The following is a 21,676-nucleotide window of genomic DNA, read 5'->3' on the forward strand; positions in this document are numbered from 1 at the left end:
ACCTAGAAAGACTTAATGATGAACACTCTCGCCGAGGCTACGCCATTTTTCAACCGCAAGAAGCGGCAAAATTTTTGATTTTTGTGTAGGAGAGCGAATGACGTGGTTCCAAAAAACTCTGGAGGATCACCACGCTTCGCTTGCTGATCGTTTCTCAGGTCTGGCAAGTGTTCGCGGAGCCTTTCCGGTTTTTGCCATAGAACATGATCTGGACCAAGAGGCTCTCTCGAAACTCGGGGCTGCTCTGGCGCTTGAGATTGAGCAGGACCCTCAATTGAGGGGGGCCAGATGGGCTTGGCGCTACCTCCCATTGTTAGTGGTGGCTGCCGAAACTGGCTATCGTTACCGTGGGACAGGAACGGACTTCTGGCCGATGCTGTCCCGGGAGCTGACGGTTGAGACCGGTGGAGAGTTCCGGGCTGCGATCACCCGGCTGTTTGAACTCGGCACCAAGAGCTTTCAGCTGTTTCGGCCTGGGGACAGCCCGTGGGAGCGACACTTTCCATTAATAGCGTGGCCAATTGGTAACGCGTTGGTGCCCCTGGAGATTCAGCCCCAGATTACAGACGCACTGCGGCGAGCTGTTCGCGCAGGAATCTCTTTCGAAGATACAGAAGGTGCAATCGAGTATCTCAAGAAGCTCGCCGCGGGACACGCCAGCCGTCGCTTTGAGCACTGGATTGGAAATACAAATGTCGCGCTCGAGGTTATGCGGCGCCTGCTCATTCCCGATTCTGAGGGGTGGATGTCTGCTGGTATTCTTCAACGGATTGATAGGGATGTCCATGAAGACGCACGATCGTTCCGCGCAATTTCCGAAGCCCGGCGGAATACCGCACGACGGATCTCACGTCCAAAAGGAATTCCATCTTCCCGGTTCGTAGTAAGCCTTTCTGACGGCTTACCTCGAGATCTGGCAATTCGCGGACCTGTTCTGAGCGCAGGGCTGCGCGAAGACGTAGTCGCAGGTTTGCGGATTCAAGGAGACCGAATAAGAGCAACAGGCTCGGAACACAGTATTTCATTGCGCTCCTTTCTTGCCGGCGGTGAGATCGAGTTGGGTCCATTCGGCCTTTTGCCAGAGTCTCCTTTGTATCGAGGCGACACCTTCTTGCGCCCACAACAGGAAACTGCAGAATCTCTCTTAGAAGATTTACAGCCTGCCGAGGCTTCGTTCTTTCTTGTTGAGTCAGAGGGGCAAACTGCCACCGCTGTCGTACCGGGGGATGTGCTTCCTCTAGGTGCGACCGTCATACATTGGATTCGCACCGATCAAACCGGTTCGCCCGAGTTTCGTCGTCTCGATACCGATTCAGATGCCGACGCTGAGTACCTGCGACGGCATGGTTTCACGCTATTATCGAAGCAGCCAGAGCTACTAGTTCTCGGTATTCCAATGCCTGGCGCTACTCCAAGCTATTCTGCGCAGTTTCCAATCCTTGTTTCAGCACGAAGTCATGGCCTCACTCCGTTTCTCGACGGCGAGAAGCATCCGGCGAATTGGCTCGAGCTGCGCGGTAAGAAATGGGCTGTTTTTCAGCCTTCTCCCGGAGAGCATACGTTCTCATCGCCCGAACTCGACGATGGTGACACTATCCTTTTCGAGGTCGTTGAGCCTCCCGATATTGAACCGGCATCCATCAGTATTCAGCCGGCAAGGGCAACTTTGCGTGACCTTGAACTTGGCAGACTGGAGATAAAAATCTCTTCGCCGGTTGCATTGGAACAGGTGCCTGTCTGCCTTCGCATTTCGTCGGGTGATCGGCAGATCTCCATAGTCGAAGACACAATAGAGCGACTACCTCACGTCATTGCCGGAGGTTCGCCACCGCTGCGCCGCCTGAAGACGCAATTGCTGGAGCATCAAGCGCCCTTGAGCGGCCTGCGCCTCAACGTGGAAGTCCAAGGTCTTCGCCCGGCCCATGCACTTATTTCACCCGCCCCCCAGGACCTCCGCTACGACCCGGCTTCAGGGCTCTGGCTGGACGAAAGTAATGAAAACAGAACATTCTCGACTCTCGTTGCGACCCCGGGCTCTCCACTGCCCCTTGCTGACGCTACTGGAGGCGGCGACCTGAGGCTGCTCTTGCCTGATTCCCCTCGGCACGAGACGCTGAGGTCCGGTATTGTTGTATCGGACGACCGTCAGCTCAGCTTTGCACAACTGGCCGGAGAGAAGGTCAATGTGCCGTCTCTGTTGCGTGAAGCCGCCTCCCGTGACGGCTGCGCAGGATTGACCGATGTTGCTCGGGCCACTTTGGCTTGGCAACTGGCCGAAGCGGACCACCTAATCAGCAACTGGCGCCGCTTCTCCGTTCTCGACGAGCTCGAAGCGGCTGTAATCGAATTGCTTTGCGGTACCGATTGGCGGAAAACAGAGGCGGGAATAGACCTTTCCATTTTGTCTCAACATGGAGCGCTCTTTCGATGTGCGGAGTCCTTGGGCCTCCTTACAGGTGAAGACCTGCCGAGGATTGAAATCAATTCCGACTGGATGTTTTTCAGAGACCGCCTGATTGACCGTTTTCGGGCAATAGTGACCACATTACCTGAAACCGTGCATCACTGGGATGAAGACGTGGGCGGAGATTTGGATCTCGCCGTGATCGACGCCTACGAAGACCTTCGCCTTCATCTTGAGAAAAACGACCGCGACGCGTTCGAAGAAGTCGATATGGCGCGCCCGGCAGAGGATTGGCTTAGGGCATTGAAGCAGGCACAGGAAATGCCACTACTACCGATGTTCAGGCGGTTCATCTTGCCGGACTCACGCTGGATAGCCCTGACCATTGCACCTTATGACGAGTTTACCGAGAACGATCTTGTGGACCTCCTTGACGAGTGCCACGTTGATGCATCCCGTCGGCCTGGCCAGCGATGGATTGGCAGGGCTGAGCTGAGGAACCTAGTGCAATTTTGGCTGTCACCTGAAGCGACAATATATGAGGAAGACTGGCCACGGCTTTTGTCAAAAGCCTTGTCAGATGTGCGATCGGCCCGCGCCGTTCGCTATACTGCTCTCCGTTACAAGTTAGCGCGCCTTGATATGCGCGATGGAGCGCCAGCGTGACAGATCAATACCTTCGTTTCGTCAATGGAGTTCAGGCACTGCGCCGCAGGACCTCGGCGCTAAGCATCGGCCTTTGCGGAGCTCTCGGTGTAGCCGCCGATCCTCTTCCTCACCAGCTTTCAACCGTGCGGCGCGTGCTCGGCGATACCCACGTCAGATACCTTTTGTCAGATGAAGTTGGTCTCGGGAAAACGGTCCAGGCATTAATGATTGTCAATGCTTTGCGCTGGCAGCATCCCACGCATCGCACGATGATCGTTGCGCCCGACAACCTCTTGTCGCAGTGGCAGGAGGAATGCTGGGTTCGTGGGCACATTATGCCTGCCCTTGCTGGCACCATCGATAATAGCGCCGACGAAACGGCAGCTGTTACTCTTGCAAGGCCTCGTGATCTGATGATCCGCCAGGGTGAGGGCACACGCACCATCTCTGCAGACCCAACTCTGTTTGATCTGCTGGTAGTAGACGAACCGCAGACCATGCCTCGCGAGACGATCCAACTGTTGTCACAAGCCTCCGACAACTTCAGGCAAACGCTCGTACTCTCTGCTACTCCGCGCCTCGGTGATCCGGCATGGCGTGAATTGATCTTGCGGATGATTGAACCGGAAGCCAGCCAGTTGGCGGGATTGGAAGGCCGTACTCTCGGTGATGTTCTCGAGGAACGCGAGAATGCCGCTATTGAGCTCATCGGAGATAGCGCCGACACAAAGCAAGGGTCGCGAAGCTTCTTGCTAGCCGCTGCCGGCAGGAGAGTGATCCGCAACGGACGGAACCAATGGAGCGAGTTCTTGCCTAGGCGCCGTAACCATGAGGTACGCATCCAACCTATTGAGTCTGAACGGGCCCGGTATGAAATTGCCGACAGATTGCTGCAAGACGCTGATCCGGAAAAAGGTCTTCAGGGGCCGCTGTGGACTGCTGCACGCGCTTTGCAGAGAAGCGCAAGGGCTGCGCGAAACGTTCTGACGGACCTTTCAATCCAGGAAGGAGATCTAGGCGAAAGGGCAGAACGAGCGCGATTGGCCGCGCTCGAAGACCCCGGGGACAGCCGCCTCGACGCACTTCTCGACATTCTTGCAGATCAATGGAATTCAGCAGCTGACCGAGCCTTCATCGTCGTCTGTGGCGACAACCCTACGATCGATATGCTCCGCACGACACTACCTCGTTATTTCCCTGATCTGGCAGGAGCGATTTCGGTGATGCGGCGCCCTGCAACAAGTGAACTCGACGGTGTCGCTAACCTTCGAGAGGTTCAGGAAACTCTCGCCCCGCTACTCGCGGGCGAGAGCAGGCTGCTCCTTGTGGGTGACTGGGTGCAGGCCGGACTGAATTTACATCACGTCGCCCAGGGTATCATTTTCTTCTCGCTGCCTTGGGAAATCGACAGCATCGATCAGCTAATCGGCCGCATCGACCGCCTTGGCGGCTCGAAATCGCGGAGCCGGAAGCAGAATACTGTCGATATATGGCGCATCCTTATCGAGGGTTCGCAGGAAGCCGCAATTGCGGATATGGTTGCTTCGTTGGGCGTGTTTGATGCGCCGATGCCGCCACTTTCCACTGACGAACTGCAACAGGTTCAAGCCCTGCTGGGCAAAACAGCAAAGTCGCGAAAAGTTCCCAGTTCGATTGCGAGGCTTACTGGTAACGAAACCGGATTGGCGACCCGACTTACAGAGCAAGATCCGTATACAACAGAGCGGGCGGTCAAAACGTTCTCTGAGTGGCAAGCGCTTTCTTGCCCGGCTCCAGCTATGATGCAAGATATCGCGCGGCCGCAGGACACGCCCGTCAGAAGAGAAGAACGCGCCTTAGGGACATGGCTTCAAGCCATTGGGAAATCTGATGATTTCGACGTGAGTTCGCGCCGTGACACGTTAGACGACTATCGCTTCAGGACGTTGTGGTACTATCGTGAAGTCGCCACCGGACGCGCGGGCGACAGCCCATTTCAGCTGCCAGCTTCCTCCCGTGATAACTGGATGTCCGATCATATTCCCTTCATATATCGGCGCTCAGATATTGGAACTCCGCCACGAAAGGCTGTGTTCACGGATGAAGGCGAAGAAACGGCCAGGCCCTTGCATTTCCTTGACCATGGGAGCGTTGTCCATGATTCCTTGCTTAGTGGATATGCAAAAGCCATCAGCAGTCAGTTCGGACCCGATACACCGGTTGTGCAAACGAGCGTTATTCTTCCGGAAGGCCACCCAGCTCGGAAAGTCGGATCTCTTGCGTTCCTAGCGGTTTCGACGCTTGACCCTTTCCCAGATCAACTGGTGCCGGGCCTTTGGTCTTCGGGAGCTAGGGCGCTTCTTGACCGGGCGACAACTGACGCACAGAGAAGCTCGCTCCGTGAAGACCGGAAGGCTCTACAAGCACTTTTCCACGCACTACAGCGCAGGGTGCGTCTTGTAGTTCCGGGAAGATTGATCCGAGAGGGGGTTGTAAGAAGTTCAGACGGGTGGAAACGCATGAACGCTGAGGATGTTGACCAATGCCTTCAACCAATTACGGCGTCTACCGACAAAGCGATGGCCCGTGGCCGAAGGCCCATGTCAAACTTCCTAAAGCCTGAGGTGGCCTCCGCACTTCGCTCAAATCAGTCGGAGCTCGTACGAGCTGAAGCGCATCAGTTTTATCACGATAGCGTTGCACAGCTCTTCCCGGTGCTGGAAGAGTTTGCCACCCACGTTTCCAGTCAATTCGAAATTGAAATCCGGAACCGAGAGCTCAGACTGCAACGACGCAGAAATTCGCAGCCTGAAGGCGTGCCCATCGAACTCTGGCAGGGCCAGATTTCCGCGCTCGAGCGCTCGCTTGAAATGGCACGCCTAAATGGCACTGAGGCGATCAGTTTCATCCAGGAATTTGGAGCGGGGCGATTGAAACTTCCGCAGCCGGAACCGTTATGCATCCTGTTGTCGCTAGTCAGCGATCAGTGATCAGGATCGGAGTACGTCCTCGTCTAAGACACCGCCAATCGAGCGGGGGGATTTAACACAATAGCCCTACTGGGTCTCTGGAGGCGGCCCCAAGGTAAGGATTCGTCCGTTGCTCCAAACCAGCGCTTCATAGCACACCTCTGCGCCAGCGCCCCCAATCCAGCCTCCGTCACGTCCAATCAGAAGGATACTGTCTGGCCCCCAATCGATGAGGCGCCAAAGCGTCTGGTAGCTGAAGTTCAGTTTTAGTCCGGTCTCTTCGTTCAATCGTCGCTTTGCATCAAACCAAGTCTTCAAGGGTTCACCGGGAAAACGAAAGGCTGAACCGGCGTCTATATCGTCCTGTTCAATGTCTTCGGTGACGCTGTCGCCGGTCTCAGGAGACGTAGACGGCCCGAACGCCACAGGACGAGATCATCACGACTTACTTTCATCGCTCGTCTCGACGATCTTGCTATCTATAGAGCAGCGCGCGCATCGCCTCTGCAGGGCCTGATTGGGCCTACTGCAGCACACAACCAGAATTCAACATAATGGCGCTTACCGATCGTGCCGAGCTCTGCACGCGTTACCAACGACCAAAGCTGTACGGATCCTTCGGAAGTGCAAAAATGTCCTCAACGCTGTTTAGTGGATCCAACTCTTCCGCTTTCGCCCCAGCCCACTCCAGCCATTCGTCAATAGATTTCCCGTCAATTTCGACAATCTCTCTGCTGGCCGAAGCAACTCTAACTTCTTCTATGAAGCTCCTGATTTGCCGTGATAGGCTTCGGTCCTGAGCTTTCGAAATCAAACTGCCCGATCGTTGGGCATCGAGCTTTTCTAAGCGCTCACGCTCCGCGCGCTCTGCACGTTCTTGTTCGTACTTTCGTTGCCACTCTTCGTGCTCTTTCCGTCTTTTTAGGAGCTCAGGTTCGGCGGCCAAAACGCGGGCGATGAGTTTAAACAGCAGTTTATCCGCCTTGCGTTTTTCGGTCTCAATGTAGTCTTTTTGGGAAATACCCCAGCCCTTTATGGAAAACCGTAGGAAACCCGACGGGTAAAGCCCGGCTTGGTGATGTTCAGGAAAAGCCGTCCACCCCTCATCATCCGGACCGGCCTTCAGTTTGCGCATCATTTTTTGTGCAATTGCTACTTCGAGCTTCTCGCCTGACACCTCCAGTTCGATTGAGCCTTTCACGTGGCTGGATTTGACTGCAAACCCATGCTTTTCAACCGCCTTCAGAAACGCATTGGTAACGCGGAACCTGTAGCTGTCTTTCTCCGTTAAATCTGAAATTGGATCCCGGACGTACCACGAACTGCGCGAGTTTCGTCGTTCTGTGCGTCGTTTTGATTGATCCGCTTTGTGTTTCGCCACCCAACCGGCAACAACAGGGTGCAAGCGCCGCAGATCTTCCGGGATCTGGAAAACTTCAATCTTTTCCTCAAGTGCCTTCGACGCTTGGCGCGCCTCCTTGATGGCATCGGGTTGCGGTTCACTTGAACGTATTACGATAATCTTGGAGGAACCGGCTGGGGGCGCTGGAAGAGGGGCTTGCTCGACTTTCTTTCCCGCCTCAAGTTTGGCCCAGTAACCGCGCGGTGGCCGAGGTATTTCAAACTTTCTGCAGATTTTCGCCAGACCCTGATCGGAAAGCCCGAACTCCTCTGCTAACCGAATGATAGGCTTTTGCCAGACCAAACTGTAGAGTTCTTCCCTGCTGAGTTTTGAAACCTGGCTGCCTTCCTTTATCCCCACGAGTTCCCCCTAAAAGCCAAACAACCCGCATGATCGAAATCAAGAATTTCCCTGTTCCACAAGTTAGGGAATTCACCTTCATCTAATTGAAATGTCTGCCTTTCTCCAGAAATGGCGGCGCAGAACAATCCTGAAACACACCATTTCCCTGTAAACTTCCCTGTTTTCAGGGAAATTTGGGGGAGAATGGATAGCTGGAAACTGCCCGCACAGCCACCTTTTCCAGAAATTTTACCGTACGGTATGAATCGCAACTTGTCCGGTTAGAATGCCAACTTTTGTCAGGCGAGAACGCAACTTTCAGCGGATTTGATGGTGGGCTCTCGGCCCATTTGGCTGATTTGAAAACTTCCAAAAACCAACGCGGCACATGCGGCCTAGTGGCTTAGACATCGGCACCTGGCCAAAAAGCGGAAGTTCGCTGCAATTGCGAATGAAGCAAGCCGGTCAGTGAAAAGCAGACATTGCGCACACGAGCTTCATCGAACCGGTATAATCCCTGACCTGACCGGTCGCCTCGAAAACGTTCAGCGGGCATCCTTTGCCAATCAAACAAGTAAAATTCCTCGAACTGTTAGAGAACAGGTGAGCATCGGAGCACCGGACATTTAGTGCGGTCAAAAGAGTAATCTGATGAGTTTTTCGATTTTTTTCATTGCCGAAACCGGTTTCGGAGCGAACAAATAGTGAAATGAGACCGAATCCCAGTCTACTGAAGCGCGAATCTTCGCTCCGTCGCGATCCCTCCTCCCGAAGGGTGAAGCTGGACGAGTTGGCTGATCACCTCGGTCTTTCAAAGAGCACCGTGTCGCGCGCTTTGAACGGGTATTCCGACATCTCAGACTCCACCAGAAAACGGGTCGAAACTACTGCAAGGAAGATGGGCTATCGCCCGCTTAGCCACGCGCAGGCGATCCGCACAGGGAAAGTGCGTGCAATTGCGATGGTCATTAACAGCGGGGAACCGGACCGGCATAATCCGTTTCTGCAGGACTTTCTGGCAGGCGCTTGCGAAGGTGCCAGCGCATTCGATTGGACGATGACTATCTCAACGGCCAAGTCCGAAGAGGATATGCTCAACGTTCTGGGGCGCCTTGTGGAAGAGCGCAAAGCGGATGGGTTTATTCTGCCCAGGACGGAAGTCGACGACCCTCGTATCAAGTATCTAAGCGCGTTGAATGTTCCATTCATACTCTATGGTCGAACAGGATACGGGCAGGCGGAAACTTACAGCTATACATCTTGGTTTGATATCTCAGGTGAGACGGCAATCTGTAGCGCCGTCAGCCGTTTGAGCGGCTTTGGCCATCGTCGCATCGGCTTTGTCGGCAGCGATCCGAAATTCAACTACAGCCACCTTCGACGCGATGGCTATCTCGAAGGTCTGAGGGCCGCTGGCCTGCCTATCGATCCTGAACTGATCCGCGAGGGCGCGCGCACCCGTGATGAAGGGGCAATCCAGGCGCGAGCTTTGCTGGAATTGGAGAGTCCGCCGACCGGGATCGTCTTTGCGACTGATCTGGCGGCATTGGGATCATACACTGTTTGCGCCGAGTTTGGCCTGCAAATCGGTCAGGATGTCTCGATCCTTGGGTATGACGGCATACCCGAAAGCCAATACGTCAGCCCGGGTCTTACGACATTCAGCGTCGATTCACAGCGGGCTGGCGAACGCCTTGCTGAAATGCTCATACGGCAAACCCGTGGAGAAGCACCGGAAAGCCTTCGTGAGCTGAGCGAAGCCGTTCTTTTAGAACGGGAATCCGATGGACCACCGCGCCTGACACCTGAAGAGTTGGCGCGAAAAATTACACAATTCAAAAATGAAAATCGGGGAGGAGACCGATCATGAAACTTACACCAAAGGCATCTCGACTGATGCTTGGCACATCGCTGGCGCTGGCCCTGGCAGCCGTGTCGGCACAGGCAGACACAATTCGTTTCTGGACAACTGAGGAGCAACCAGAGCGGCTCGCAAAGCAGCAGGAAATGGCGGACCAATTCAAAGCGGAAACCGGCACCACCGTTGAGGTGATCCCGGTCACCGAGACCGATCTGGGCACGCGAGCGACCGCAGCCTTCGCAGCAGGAGATCTGCCTGATGTCGTCTATCATCCGTTACAATATGCGCTGCCCTGGGCCGAAGCAGGTATCCTTGACACCGAAGCTGCGACAGAGGTGATCGAAGAGCTGGGCGCCGACACATTTGCACCCGGCGCATTGGGTATGGCGGCCTTTAATGGCGAAACAGCCTCAGTACCTGTCGATGGTTGGACGCAAATGGTTGTCTACCGCAAAGACCTGTTTGACGAAGCCGGGCTGGATGCGCCCAACTCGTTTGACAGCGTATTGGCGGCGTTGGAGAAACTGCACAACCCGCCTGAAATGTATGGCTTCGTTGCAGCGACCAAAGTCGATGAAAACTTCATGAGCCAGGTGCTGGAGCATGTGTTCCTCGCCAATGGCGTCTCGCCGGTTGGCACTGATGGGTTCCAGCCGTTGGATGAGGCCAAGACAACTGAAGTTCTCGATTTCTATAAAGCAATCTCAAAAGCGTCGCCTCCGGGTGAGCTGTACTGGAAGCAATCGCGAGAGCTCTATTTCGACGGCAAGGCAGCAATGATCATTTGGTCTCCCTTCATTCTGGATGAACTGGCCGGATTGCGTGACAGCGCTCCGCCAACAATTAGCGACGATCCGACCTCAAGCGAATTGGCGAGCAAGACCGGTATTGTCACCAATTTCTCTGGTCCGTCTAACCCGGATGGCGCAGCCTGGGGTGACGTGCGGTATTTCGGCATTACCAACGATGCGGATACTGATGCAGCGATGGAATTCGTGAAATTCGCGATGGATGACGGGTACACCCAAACTCTGGCGATTGCACCAGAGGGCAAGTTCCCTGTTCGTCGCGGCAACGCCGACAATCCGACAGCCTTCTCCGAAGCATGGGCCGAGCTGCCTGTAGGCGTTGACCGCAAGGCCCCCCTGGGTGAGCTTTATGACCAAGCGATGATCGACGAGATCGTGGGCGGTCTGGACGTTGCACAGCGCTGGGGCGTGGCCGAGGGTCAGTTGGCGCTGGCGTCGAAGATGATCAACTCTCAGGCCATCAACCGCGTGGTCCGGCAGTATATCGATGATGAGATTGACGCGGCTGCCGCAGTTGCAGCCATGAACGAAGAGCTGGCCAAAGTTCAGTAATCAACCAGCACCTGCAGCGGCGTTCGCGCCGCTGCTCGCAACCCTTCGAGGTATCCCATGTCTTCGGCCACCCCACCGACCGGAACCGGGGCTCTTGCCAAACGCGAGGCGCGTCTGGCCTGGGCGCTGCTGGCTCCGACCGTGATCAGCGTGTCGCTTGTGGTGATCCTGCCCTTGCTGGCGATCATCTGGATCAGCTTCAAGCCGTTTACCCTGTCCGACCTGCGCCCGCCTGCTCCGGTTGTCCGTGAAAGCCTGCGCGGCTCTGGTGACGATCTGCGGATCGAATACCGTCTAAGGAACTCCAGCCAGGAATTCGCCATCGAAGGCGTGACCCTGACCGATGTGCTGCCCGACGGAGTTGCTGTGGGCGAGGTCACGGCACCCTGTGTTCTGGACGGGAAGGATTTGTTCTGTGATTTTGGAACCTTAGATGGCGGTCAACGTGAGCGTGTCCGCATCCCGGTCACAATCGACGGCGATCCAGATGCATTCGAAGAAATCGTCGAGGACTCCGAACCGCGCCTCACCGGAAGCGGGCCAAACGTTCTGACCAACCTTGAATTCAGCCTCGAGAATTTTGCCCGCGTCTTTGACGGCTCGGAATTCTGGGGCGTTCTCTGGGTCACGCTGTTCTATACGGTCTTCGGCACGATCGGCGCTTTGGTCATGGGCTTGTTCGCGGCTTTGCTGTTGAACAAAAGCTTTAGGGGTCAGGGGTTTATTCGTGGCCTCTACTTGTTCCCCTATGTCGCCCCTGTCATCGCCGTCGCTTTCACCTGGGTCACGCTTTTCGATCCCTTCTCGGGATCGGCCAACGCTTTGCTGGTGCAGATGGGGCTGAGCAGCGAGCCGATTAATTTCTTCGGTGAGCGCCCGCTGGCGCTGATCATGGTCACAGTGTTCGAGATCTGGCGCTACTTCCCGCTGTCCTTCCTGTTCATTCTGGCCCGGATGCAGTCAATCGACTCCAGCATGTATGAGGCGGCGGATATGGACGGGGCCTCTCCGTTCCAAAAATTCTGGCTGCTGAGCATCCCGCAACTACTGGGCATCCTGTCGGTCTTGTTCCTGCTGCGCTTCATTTGGACGTTCAACAAGTTCGACGACATTTTCCTTCTGACCGGCGGCAATGCGGGCACCCGCACGCTGACCGTGAACGTTTATGAACAAGCCTTTGCGATCTCGAACATCGGTGCAGGTGCGGCGGTGGCCGTCGTGATCCTGATGTGCCTGATCGCCTTCAGCTTTGTCTTCTTCCGCTTCATCAGCCGTGAGGAGGGTCTGTGATGCGCAAAGGGTATCTTACCGCTCCGGTTTTGGGCGCGCTGTGGCTAGTAGTGGTCGCCACCACCGTTGCCATCACCATGTCGTTTTCAACCGGGGCCGCTTTTCGCCCGCAAGTTCTGCTCTGCCTGATCTGGGGTGCGGTCGCCGGTTTGGTATATGTCCGCTTTCCCGCGCAGCGTGCTCCGGCCCGCCTTGGCATATCGGCGTTGTTGGGCCTGTCTGGGCTGACCGGGTTTGGCCCGGTTCTGATCGGCTCGGACACATCCCTGCAGGCGGTTTTGGTCACAGTTATCGCCATGGCCGTCGTCATGCACCTCTCCTTGGCGGCAATCCTGAAAGAAACGCCATTCGGAGAGCTCACGCGCCATGAATACGAAGAGGCGGTGATCCGCTTCTGCACAGGGTTCGGGTACATTTTCTTCACGGCAATCGTCGTGATCCCGTTCTACGTGATGGTCATGACCAGCCTGAAATCTCAACAGGCATTGTTGCAGAACCCGTTGGACTTCTCGGTCGACCTGTCCCAGGGCACCGACCTGTTCCGCAGCTATACCGAACTGTTCCGTGACTTCAATTTCGGGACCTACCTATGGACGTCTCTTTACGTCTCGGTCCTGACGGTATTCATCACGCTACTGTTCAGCGTGCCCGGAGCTTACGCGGTGGCGCGATTCCGGTTTCAGGGTCAAAAGGCGTTCTCGCGTTCGATCCTGTTGATCTACATGGTGCCGATGATCGTTCTGGCGCTACCGATCTATATCGCCTTCTCACTGACCGGCTTGCGTAACTCAATCCTCGGCATCGTCATGATCTATCCGGTCACCACAATCCCGGTCGCACTGTACATGCTGCAAGGATATTTCCGGGGTCTTCCGACCGAAGTGGAAGAGGCCGGGCTGATGGACGGTCTGTCGCGTCTAGCGGTGATCTGGAAGATCACCCTGCCCCTTAGCTTGCCGGCGCTGGCGTCGGTTTCACTTTATGTCTTCATGATCGCTTGGAATGAATTCCTGCTGGCTTTCATGCTGCTGGACGATCCGTCGAAATTCACTCTGACCCGAGGGGTCACGATGCTGAACTCCTCAGAAATTCCCCGTCAGCACCTGATGGCCGGTGCGGTGATCGCCACCGTTCCAATCATGGCGCTGTTCCTGGGGCTTGAACGTTTCATGACCAAGGGCCTCACAGCGGGGTCTGTCAAAGGATGACACAGATGAACCAACATACGAACCCCGACCGCGAGGCGCGCAATATCCTGATTGCCAACGATCGCGGCGGCTACACCATCCCGACCGAAGGTCTGTACCCATACCAGTGGAACTGGGACAGCGCGATTGCCGCGCTTGGCTTTGCCCAGTTCGACCTCGACCGCGCCTGGACTGAGATCGAGACGCTGTTCACCGGGCAATGGGCAGATGGCATGGTTCCGCATATCCTTTTCCACCAGCAGGATGAAGGGTATTTCCCCGGTCCCGATGTTTGGGGATGCAATGGCCCGATCCCGTCTTCGGGCATCATCCAACCCCCCATTGCTGCGACCATGGCTCGTAAAATCTGGGAACAGGATACCGCGTTTGGGGATACTCGCATGAAGGAGCTATTCCCTAAACTGTTGGCGTGGCATCGTTGGATCATGAAATGGCGCCTTGATGAATTCGGTGCCGTGTGCACGACCCATCCGTGGGAGGCGGGTCGCGACAACGCCCCTGATTGGGACAACTCCATGGCGCGCATGGATGCGTCGGATGTTGGGGAATACCAGCGCCGCGACACCAGCCACGTGAACAGCGACGACCGGCCTACAAAGTTCGATTACGACCGATACATCAAGCTGGTTCAGATCGGCAGAGATGCGGGATGGGACCAGCAAGCCCTGTTGTCCCTGAACCCGTTCCGCGTCGCCGATCCCACTATGACGTTCACCACTCTTCGTGCTGCACGGGACTTGCTGATGATCAGCGAGAAGCTCGGACTGGAGGCCGAGTGCCTGAGTGAGGATATTGAAACGCTGGAATCCGGCGCGCGCTCGCTTTGGAACGAGGACCTTGGGAGCTTCGACTCCCGTGACGCGCATACCGGGGAGATGGCCGACAGTATTTCCAACGCGTCATACTTGTGTTGGTACGCTGGCATGGAGTCTGATCGGATGCTTAAGGGATTGAAATCAGTTCTGGAAACTGTGCCTTACCCCGTTCCAAGCTATGATCCGGATATGCCGAAATTCGACGCACGTCGTTACTGGCGAGGTCCGACCTGGGCCTTCATGAACATGATGATCGGGTTTGGCCTGGCGGATATGGGGCATGCACAACAGGCAGAACAGCTGCGCCAGAAAACTGCCGAACTGATATCCGGTTATGGGTTCGCAGAATACTTCGACCCAAAAACCGGCAGTCCTGCGGGTGGCCAGGCATTCACGTGGACAGCCGCTGTCTGGCTTCACTGGGCAGGGAGGGCCTGATGGGTAGCATCGAACTAAAATCAGTCGAAAAATGGTTCGGCTCGGCACAGGTCATCAAGGGCGTAGATCTCAAGATCGAGGAGGGTGAGTTCATTGTCTTCGTCGGCCCGTCCGGCTGCGGGAAGTCTACCTTGCTGCGTATGATTGGTGGGCTCGAAGACATCTCGCGCGGGTCTCTGTTGATCAATGACAGCGACGTTACAGATCATCCGCCATCAAAACGCGGGCTGACGATGGTGTTCCAATCATATGCGCTGTACCCGCACCTGACGGTTGCTGAGAACATGGGGTTCTCGCTGAAAGTTGCCGGTGTTCCAAAGGCCGAGATAGCCGAACAGGTCAACCGGGCCGCAGAGGTTCTCAAGCTGGGACCATTCCTTGAGCGCAGACCAAAGGACCTGTCTGGCGGTCAGCGGCAGCGGGTGGCAATCGGAAGATCCATCGTACGTGATCCGACGGCGTTCCTGTTCGATGAGCCGCTTTCAAACCTAGATGCAGCGCTTCGGGTTGAGATGCGGTATGAGATCGCCAAACTTCACCAAAGCCTCAAGCGTACAATGATCTACGTGACGCACGATCAGGTAGAAGCCATGACACTCGCCGACCGGATTGTGGTGCTGGAATACGGGAAGATCGCGCAGGTCGGTACTCCGCGAGAGCTTTACGAGCGCCCTGCCAATCTGTTCGTGGCCCAATTCATCGGCAGTCCAAAGATGAATATCCTGCCCTGCACGATTGAAGGCGGCACTTACAAGCTGGAGCACGGTCGTAGTGGTGGGTTTGATCTATCAGGAAACGCAACCAAACTCGGCGTGCGGCCTGAGCATATTGAGGTAGTCGCAGCTGGTGATGGCCAAAGCGATGGTATCATTGAGGTAATCGAGTATTTGGGCGCAGATACTTTCCTAATCGTTGATAGTGGCGGCGAAGAAAAAGTTACGGTCCGCCTAAATGGAGATACGGACCTAAAGCCTGGGGCGACGATTGGTCTGCGCTTCCCAACCGACAAACTACACTTTTTTGATGAAAACGGGCAGGCTCTGGGGCTTGGATAGCAAATTCACCGATCAGCCACTTCGGTTATCTCAAAGCGCACAGGTTTCTGCGTCTCACTCTGAAGGACCGAAGTCCGGTCCTTCATTAGACTAGATACAATGACATCAACGACCTTTATCTTTACCAGGTCGCGACCCCGCAACTTGCTATCGATTGTCATGTTGAACAGCGCGAGGTCGCGATAGTTCTCTGCCAATTCAAACCGTACCCAGATTGCCCAGTCATGCTTACGTTTCAGTGGCCGCTTCTGACCTACGAAGCGGCCCTTGTTCCAGGCTGGCCGAAGTGCGCGAATGGCAGGAAGACTTGGTATTTTCCATGACTGATCCTCTGATCCGCCATGCCCACCAAAAACGACAACCCGACGTTGGCACAGACCTCATACCGCAGGATGCCGCGCTGCTTCCGATGTCAGGAACCAATCCATAGCTGACATTCATCGCCGAGCTTAGCAAACTCCGAGATGTGGATAATTCTGGCCTCCAGCACCTGATACAAAACCCACTTCTACTTCCGGGTTTATCATTGCGTGGTTATGCCAGAAAGGAAGACTTGCGTTGCCCTTGTTGCATGATCCTCAAGTTCCGCGTTGGTTGGATGTCGCACGTCCAACAGGGCCTCATCCTGAAATGCGAACAACATGGCGGTCCATAAGCGGATCATGTGGGCAGGATCATGGATTTGAAGCCGCTCAGTAAAGAACCGCCGCAATCGCTCTTCGGTTCCGGCGGGGCCGACCGAGAAGAAAGCCTGAATCATCTCAGGGGCACGGGCACTCTCCGAGACAAGCAAACGGAAGGTGCACAGGTGTTCTTTGGTCAGGTGGGCCTGCATGAAACTGACGGCAAAGCGGCGCAGCGCCTCCTGGGTGTCGGGAAGGTCGAGATGATCGCTTGCGTTGTCATCATGCCTTGCACCCATCGCTTTCAAGGTTTCACGGAACAGGTCAGCCTTGGACGGATAATAGCGATACACCGTTTGCTTGGTCACACCGGCCTGCGCGGCAATAGCGTCCATGTTGGCGTCTGAAAACCCGTCAGTCAAAAACGCTTGTTCCGCAGCCTCAAGGATGGCGTGGCGCTTTTGCTCTCGTTTAGCTTCCATTTTGCCCATGAGCTGGCCCTTCAAGTAATCATACCAATAAGTATGACAATATTGACTCCACCTCAAGAATCATTATGCATACTTGCCAGTATGATTTTAGGAGCCGCAACATGACCGACACGTCAATCCGCTCACCATTCGGTAGTGCCCAGATGACAGGCGTCCTGATCGCTCTGGCCGGGGCCACGCTGATGAGTTTCGACGCGATCTTCATTCGCCTGTCCGGCGTGAGTGGCTTTGACACGGCCTTTCTATTTGGCCTGTTCACTGCCCTATCCATGTCGATCTTCATTCAACTGCGCGAGGACAAGCGGCTGATCGGAACACTTAGGGCAAGTGGTTGGCCCGTCATCGTTTCAGGCCTACTGATGCTGGGAAGCGCGACTACTTTGATCTTCAGCCTCAAGAACACTTCGGTCGCCAATGCCATCGTAATCCTCAGCACATCCCCCGCCTTGGCCGCGTTATTCAGTTGGGTCTTTCTGGGTGAGGTGACACGACGCGCCACCTGGATCGCCATTGCAGCGGTGATGGTCGGCATTGCCATCGTCGTGTCCGGTTCGTTCGGATCAGGTAACCTTCTTGGAGATGCACTGGCGCTGATCGCGGTCAGCTTTGTCTCGCTGAACATGGTGCTTTTGCGTCGATTTCAGGCTGTGAGCCGCATGGCGAGTGTCGGCATGGGCGGTTTATTTCTTGCCATCGTGATGGTGTTCCTGGCGACACCGTCGACCTATAGCGCAAGCACTTGGGCGGTCATGGCCGTGATGGGATTGTTCACTGCGCCGTTCGGGAGGGTCCTGTCGCAAGTGGCCACCCGATACATCACCGCACCTGAGGTGGGCATGATCCTAATGGCCGAGGCGGTTCTGGCCCCGCTTTTCGCCTATGGGGTCTTCGGGGAAATCCCGCCACTGGTCAGTTTTGCAGGCGGGGGCGTCATCCTTGTGACACTGCTGACTCACACCATGCTGGCAAACAGACCTTCGAAGTGAACGGGCGGACAATGACATTCGATCTGACGTTCATCGGCCATATCGAAACACCGTTTCAGTCGTTGGGCGATTGCCCGAACAATGTGCAGGCCGATGGCCCACGATGCGATATCGTTTTGGGTTCTCGGTTTGCACAAGGGCTTTTAGGCCTGGAAACCGGGCAAACTATCCTCGTGCTTTACTGGCTGGAAGGCGTTGATAGGAACCTGCTTATTCAGAATCGGGGCGGCCGGAGCGATAGCATCCCGCGTGGCGTCTTTGCACTGCGCTCTCCTCACCGCCCCAACCCGATTGCAGCGGCGCGCGTCCAGATCGAAGCGATCACGGACGGGCGCATCAAGGTAAGGGGCATGGATTGTCTGAACGGGACCAGGCTGCTCGACATCAAACCGGACACGAAGTGATGCCCTATTGTCTGGACGATGAACCGGATGAGCTCATGGTTCTTTGCAGCGTTTCGACCTGATGGTCGATCCTGTCCAACTGCGCCTGTTTTTCGGAGGCGTTCAAGAACGAAGCAGCAAAGGAATTCTTGGCTAATTGGATGACGTCTTTTTCGCTGAGGTTCAAGCTCTTCTGAACGGCGCGATAATTGTCATTGATATAGCCGCCGAAATAGGACGGGTCATCCGAGTTGATTGTTACCAAAAGACCTTCATCCAACGCCTTTTTGACCGGGCTCTTGGTCAAATCCGGGATAACTTTGAGCCGCCAGTTGGAAATAGGGCACATTGTCAGCGGAGTTTTCTGACGAGCCAAGCGCGACACCAGCGCTGGATCATCCAGAGCTTGGTTTCCATGATCCACACGCTCTATCCTGAGCAGGTCGAGCGCTTCCTTGACGTTTTCCGACGTGCCTTCTTCGCCCACATGGGCAACGGGCACAAACCCCTCTTCCCGCGCCGCCTTGAAAACACGCTCAAAAGTCGCAGGAGGGATGCCACGTTCTGTGCTGTCCATGCCGAAACCGTGGATGTGCTCTTTATGCTTCTTCGCGCTTTCCAAAGCGGTGAAAGCATGCTCTTCGGGCAGGTGGCGCACGATGCACATGATCAGCTTGGACGAAATACCGAACTCCCTTGCCCCTGCCTCAAGCGCGCGTGTGATCCCCTCGACAACAGTTTCAAAGGCGACGTTTCTGTCCATATGCGGCTGGGGGTCAAAGAACAGTTCAACATGTGTCAGACGGTCTGCATGCACGCGGGTCAGGTAAGCCCAAGTCAGGTCAAAGAAGTCCTGCTCAGTAACAAGCACGGACATTCCGAGGTAGTACAGATCCAGAAAATCTTGGAGGCAGTCGAACTCGTAAGCTCTTCGCACGTCCTCGACCGTCTCATAGGGCAGCGTTACCTTATTTCGACGGGCCAACTTCAGCATCATCTCGGGTTCCAAGGTTCCTTCGATATGAACATGCAGTTCTGCTTTGGGCAGATTATCGATCAAAGCGTTCGCTAAATTGCACATTTCACACGCCCCCCATTTACCTTTCTATAAAGGTATAATGATCGTTTACCTTTCTGTAAAGGTAAATTACGCTTGAAGGCGTAATAAGGGGATGCTCATGGCCGACCAGGTTCCAATTCGATCACTTCTCGAGCGGATCAAGCTCAACTGGCCTGAAGCAGCCTCGCCGGAAACCGACATTATTTTCTCGGTGATCCGTTTGAATGAACTGATCCGGGCGCGCACGGAGGAAGCCTTGGCCAGTTTCGATCTCACTCACGCAGCTTTCGAAGTTCTGGTCGCGCTTCGGGCGCAGCCGAAACCCCGCCAGCTTACGCCATCAGACCTCTGTAAGTCTGCGCTCCTGACTACAGGTGGTGCAGCCAATATTTTGGTCGACCTTGAGCGCAGAAGTTTGGTTACACGGGCCCCCAACCCAAGCGATGGTCGCAGTAAGATTGTGCAACTAACCGATACAGGCGAACACCTCATCGAACGTGCAATGAAAGAGGTGATGGAACACGACAAGCTACATTTTGAAAATTTTCGCCGCCCGGACGACATTGAAAGCATACGATGCGCGCTTTTTTCCGCGATGAGTAAGATTGAAACTTGAGTGCCGATGATGGGTAATGTGAGTTCAGTTGGTCGTCTAATTCGCACCCGCAGCGACGACTGAAGCAGACCTTCAGAACCAAGCCTCACAGTTTCCCAGATGCGCAACTTTGCCCTCAATGGCCGATCTATTGCGAGGAACGCTTTTTGCTCAATCCTTCCAAACGTTTTGCGGAATATTAACGAGTTGGCTCTGCACCCACTGACCTGCTTTGCCCAGACCGTGTTGCTCTGTCCAGACAAGGTCAATCCCTTCCAGTGCATCGCTTTGCTGAAACGTGTATTCCATTTGAGCCAGCTTGTTCGATCTCAGCAATTCTCTGACAACTGGCAATGGCAATTCAGCCCATCCCAATCCACGCAAAACCAGCTCAAGGATCATTTGGGGGTTTTCCGCATACCAAATCGATGCGCTCTTGATTTCGCCGACCTGGCCGGGGATTTCACGTGAACGGCTTCTGAGAACCAATTGCCGATATTGCCTGAGGTCTCGGTGAGCGACACGATCCAGTTTTGCCAACGGATGAGATGTACCACAGACCGGAACCAATGCTGAATATCCGACCCCTCGAAACTGAAAACCGGTCGGGTAACTTTCCTGTTCGGTCATGAGGCCGAGTGTTGCACGCCCCTCTTTTAGCAATGTCGCCGTATCGTTTGGGCCAGTGGTCAGGATTTCAAGCGAGACGTCGGGAAACTCATTTGAAAAATCGCTTAATACATCCAAAATCGGTATCAGGTTGACCCCCAGCTCGACTGCAATGCTGACATTGTCCTCGATCCCTTCCGACATCGATGTCGCCTTGGCGTGAAATTCCTGGTTTCCGAGCAAAATGCCCCTGGCATATGGTAAAAGCGACTGGCCCGCCTGAGTGAGCGTCGGAGACCTGCTGCTTCTGTCAAAAAGCTGAAGATCCGTATCAATTTCAAGGTTGGCGATTGCAGTTGATACCGCAGACTGGGCTTTCTTCATCTTCCGCGCGGCTGCAGAGAAGGAGCCAAGCTCTGCGGCCAGTACAAAGGCCTGCAAACTCTCAGGTGACGGCATCGTATACCTATCTGATATTTAGATAGTAGTTAACTATAATTATCTAAAAACCTCAATAGAACACAATCCAACAATGGAGTTGGAAATGTCGGACAAAGTCACCTTAAGAACGGGCAAGGATCGTCTTCGCTATACAATCAGTTTTGAACTGTTGTTGATGGCTTTCTTAGTGCCTGTCGGCGCAGCTTTTTTTGACAAACCGGTTGCTGAAATCGGCGCGCTTGGAGTGGTCCTCGCAGTCAAGGCCATGGCTCTAAATCTTATCTATAACTGGGCTTTTGACAGGATTGATGCCCGTGCCGGGCGCGTTGCCAGTCAACGCTCGCATGTTGGGCGGATACTGCATGCAATGGGGTTTGAAGTTTCGTTGGTAATAACGTCACTTCCTATCTACGCTTGGTGGCTGGGCATTGGGTTATTGGAAGCGCTAATGACGGATATCGTCGTCACGTCTTTCGTCGTTGCCTATACCTATTTTTTCACTTTGGCATATGACAGGTTGTTCCCGCTGGAAACCAAATCGGTTTAGATGATTCAATCGAATTGCCTTACCGATATGTTTTCGCACAGCATTATCCAAATTGATCTCAACACTGCCGTACTCCGCGTCGGGCGTTTGTGGCACATCGCAGCCTGTAACCGACATTCTCGACCAATTTTTTGAAATTTCGTAAAGCGCGAAAAGAAAGAGTTTTCAA

The 21,676-nt window shown here is 54.8% G+C and carries 16 protein-coding genes; 12 read left to right on the top strand and 4 right to left on the bottom strand.

Annotated elements, in window-relative coordinates; all coding sequences use genetic code 11:
• Positions 1–97: 97 nt before the first annotated feature.
• The gene (locus ACR0AK_RS17245) at positions 98–3,070 is read left to right on the top strand and encodes a hypothetical protein (protein ID WP_480794255.1); all 2,973 of its coding nucleotides are present in this window, start codon (positions 98–100) and stop codon (positions 3,068–3,070) included.
• Positions 3,067–6,021 (top strand): SNF2-related protein, encoded by a 2,955-nt coding sequence (locus tag ACR0AK_RS17250; RefSeq protein WP_480794256.1) that lies wholly within the window; start codon positions 3,067–3,069, stop codon positions 6,019–6,021. Before ACR0AK_RS17245 ends, ACR0AK_RS17250 begins: the two co-directional genes overlap by 4 nt.
• A gap of 568 nt (positions 6,022–6,589) precedes the next feature.
• Here the strand turns inward: ACR0AK_RS17250 and ACR0AK_RS17255 are convergent.
• Positions 6,590–7,762, bottom strand: coding sequence for a hypothetical protein (locus ACR0AK_RS17255; protein ID WP_480794257.1), 1,173 nt, complete (start codon positions 7,760–7,762; stop codon positions 6,590–6,592).
• Positions 7,763–8,453: 691 nt separating this feature from the next.
• On the opposite strand from ACR0AK_RS17255, the gene ACR0AK_RS17260 reads away from it, so the two are divergent.
• The 6 genes from ACR0AK_RS17260 to ACR0AK_RS17285 are packed head-to-tail and all read left to right on the top strand — an operon-like array spanning position 8,454 to position 15,772.
• A complete protein-coding gene (locus ACR0AK_RS17260; protein ID WP_480794258.1) occupies positions 8,454–9,614 on the top strand; it encodes a LacI family DNA-binding transcriptional regulator in 1,161 nt (386 codons plus the stop codon).
• On the top strand, positions 9,611–10,966 hold the full coding sequence (locus ACR0AK_RS17265) for an ABC transporter substrate-binding protein (protein WP_480794259.1): 1,356 nt from the start codon (positions 9,611–9,613) through the stop codon (positions 10,964–10,966). The genes ACR0AK_RS17260 and ACR0AK_RS17265 overlap by 4 nt, the downstream gene beginning before the upstream one ends.
• Positions 10,967–11,023: 57 nt before the next feature.
• Complete coding sequence (locus tag ACR0AK_RS17270; RefSeq protein ID WP_480794260.1) at positions 11,024–12,256, top strand: carbohydrate ABC transporter permease; 1,233 nt, start codon at positions 11,024–11,026, stop codon at positions 12,254–12,256.
• Positions 12,256–13,464, top strand: coding sequence for a carbohydrate ABC transporter permease (locus tag ACR0AK_RS17275; RefSeq protein ID WP_480794261.1), 1,209 nt, complete (start codon positions 12,256–12,258; stop codon positions 13,462–13,464). The genes ACR0AK_RS17270 and ACR0AK_RS17275 overlap by 1 nt, the downstream gene beginning before the upstream one ends.
• Before the next feature lie 5 nt (positions 13,465–13,469).
• A complete protein-coding gene (locus tag ACR0AK_RS17280) occupies positions 13,470–14,717 on the top strand; it encodes an MGH1-like glycoside hydrolase domain-containing protein (protein WP_480794262.1) in 1,248 nt (415 codons plus the stop codon).
• Entirely contained in the window at positions 14,717–15,772 is a 1,056-nt protein-coding gene (locus ACR0AK_RS17285; RefSeq protein WP_480794263.1) for an ABC transporter ATP-binding protein, read from the top strand. Before ACR0AK_RS17280 ends, ACR0AK_RS17285 begins: the two co-directional genes overlap by 1 nt.
• A 523-nt stretch (positions 15,773–16,295) precedes the next feature.
• Here the strand turns inward: ACR0AK_RS17285 and ACR0AK_RS17290 are convergent.
• Positions 16,296–16,886 carry a TetR/AcrR family transcriptional regulator gene (locus ACR0AK_RS17290; RefSeq protein ID WP_480794264.1) on the bottom strand — a complete coding sequence of 197 codons (591 nt, stop codon included), beginning with the start codon at positions 16,884–16,886 and terminating at the stop codon, positions 16,296–16,298.
• A gap of 101 nt (positions 16,887–16,987) precedes the next feature.
• Between ACR0AK_RS17290 and ACR0AK_RS17295 the strand changes: the two genes are divergently transcribed.
• Together ACR0AK_RS17295 and ACR0AK_RS17300 are read left to right on the top strand one after the other, a co-directional pair.
• A complete protein-coding gene (locus ACR0AK_RS17295) occupies positions 16,988–17,872 on the top strand; it encodes a DMT family transporter (RefSeq protein WP_480794265.1) in 885 nt (294 codons plus the stop codon).
• A gap of 11 nt (positions 17,873–17,883) precedes the next feature.
• Entirely contained in the window at positions 17,884–18,276 is a 393-nt protein-coding gene (locus ACR0AK_RS17300) for an SAM-dependent methyltransferase (protein ID WP_480794266.1), read from the top strand.
• A gap of 4 nt (positions 18,277–18,280) precedes the next feature.
• On the opposite strand, the gene ACR0AK_RS17305 is transcribed toward ACR0AK_RS17300, so the two are convergent.
• Positions 18,281–19,315, bottom strand: coding sequence for an adenosine deaminase (locus ACR0AK_RS17305; RefSeq protein ID WP_480794267.1), 1,035 nt, complete (start codon positions 19,313–19,315; stop codon positions 18,281–18,283).
• 118 nt (positions 19,316–19,433) lie between these two features.
• Here ACR0AK_RS17305 and ACR0AK_RS17310 point away from each other — a divergent pair, with 118 nt between their 5' ends.
• Entirely contained in the window at positions 19,434–19,931 is a 498-nt protein-coding gene (locus tag ACR0AK_RS17310; RefSeq protein WP_480794268.1) for a MarR family winged helix-turn-helix transcriptional regulator, read from the top strand.
• 150 nt (positions 19,932–20,081) lie between these two features.
• Here the strand turns inward: ACR0AK_RS17310 and ACR0AK_RS17315 are convergent, their stop codons facing one another.
• A complete protein-coding gene (locus ACR0AK_RS17315) occupies positions 20,082–20,960 on the bottom strand; it encodes a LysR family transcriptional regulator (RefSeq protein WP_480794269.1) in 879 nt (292 codons plus the stop codon).
• Positions 20,961–21,063: 103 nt separating this feature from the next.
• Between ACR0AK_RS17315 and ACR0AK_RS17320 the strand changes: the two genes are divergently transcribed.
• Complete coding sequence (locus tag ACR0AK_RS17320) at positions 21,064–21,507, top strand: PACE efflux transporter (RefSeq protein ID WP_480794270.1); 444 nt, start codon at positions 21,064–21,066, stop codon at positions 21,505–21,507.
• Positions 21,508–21,676 lie beyond the last annotated feature (169 nt).

The organism is Ruegeria sp. BI12, assembly GCF_056537985.1.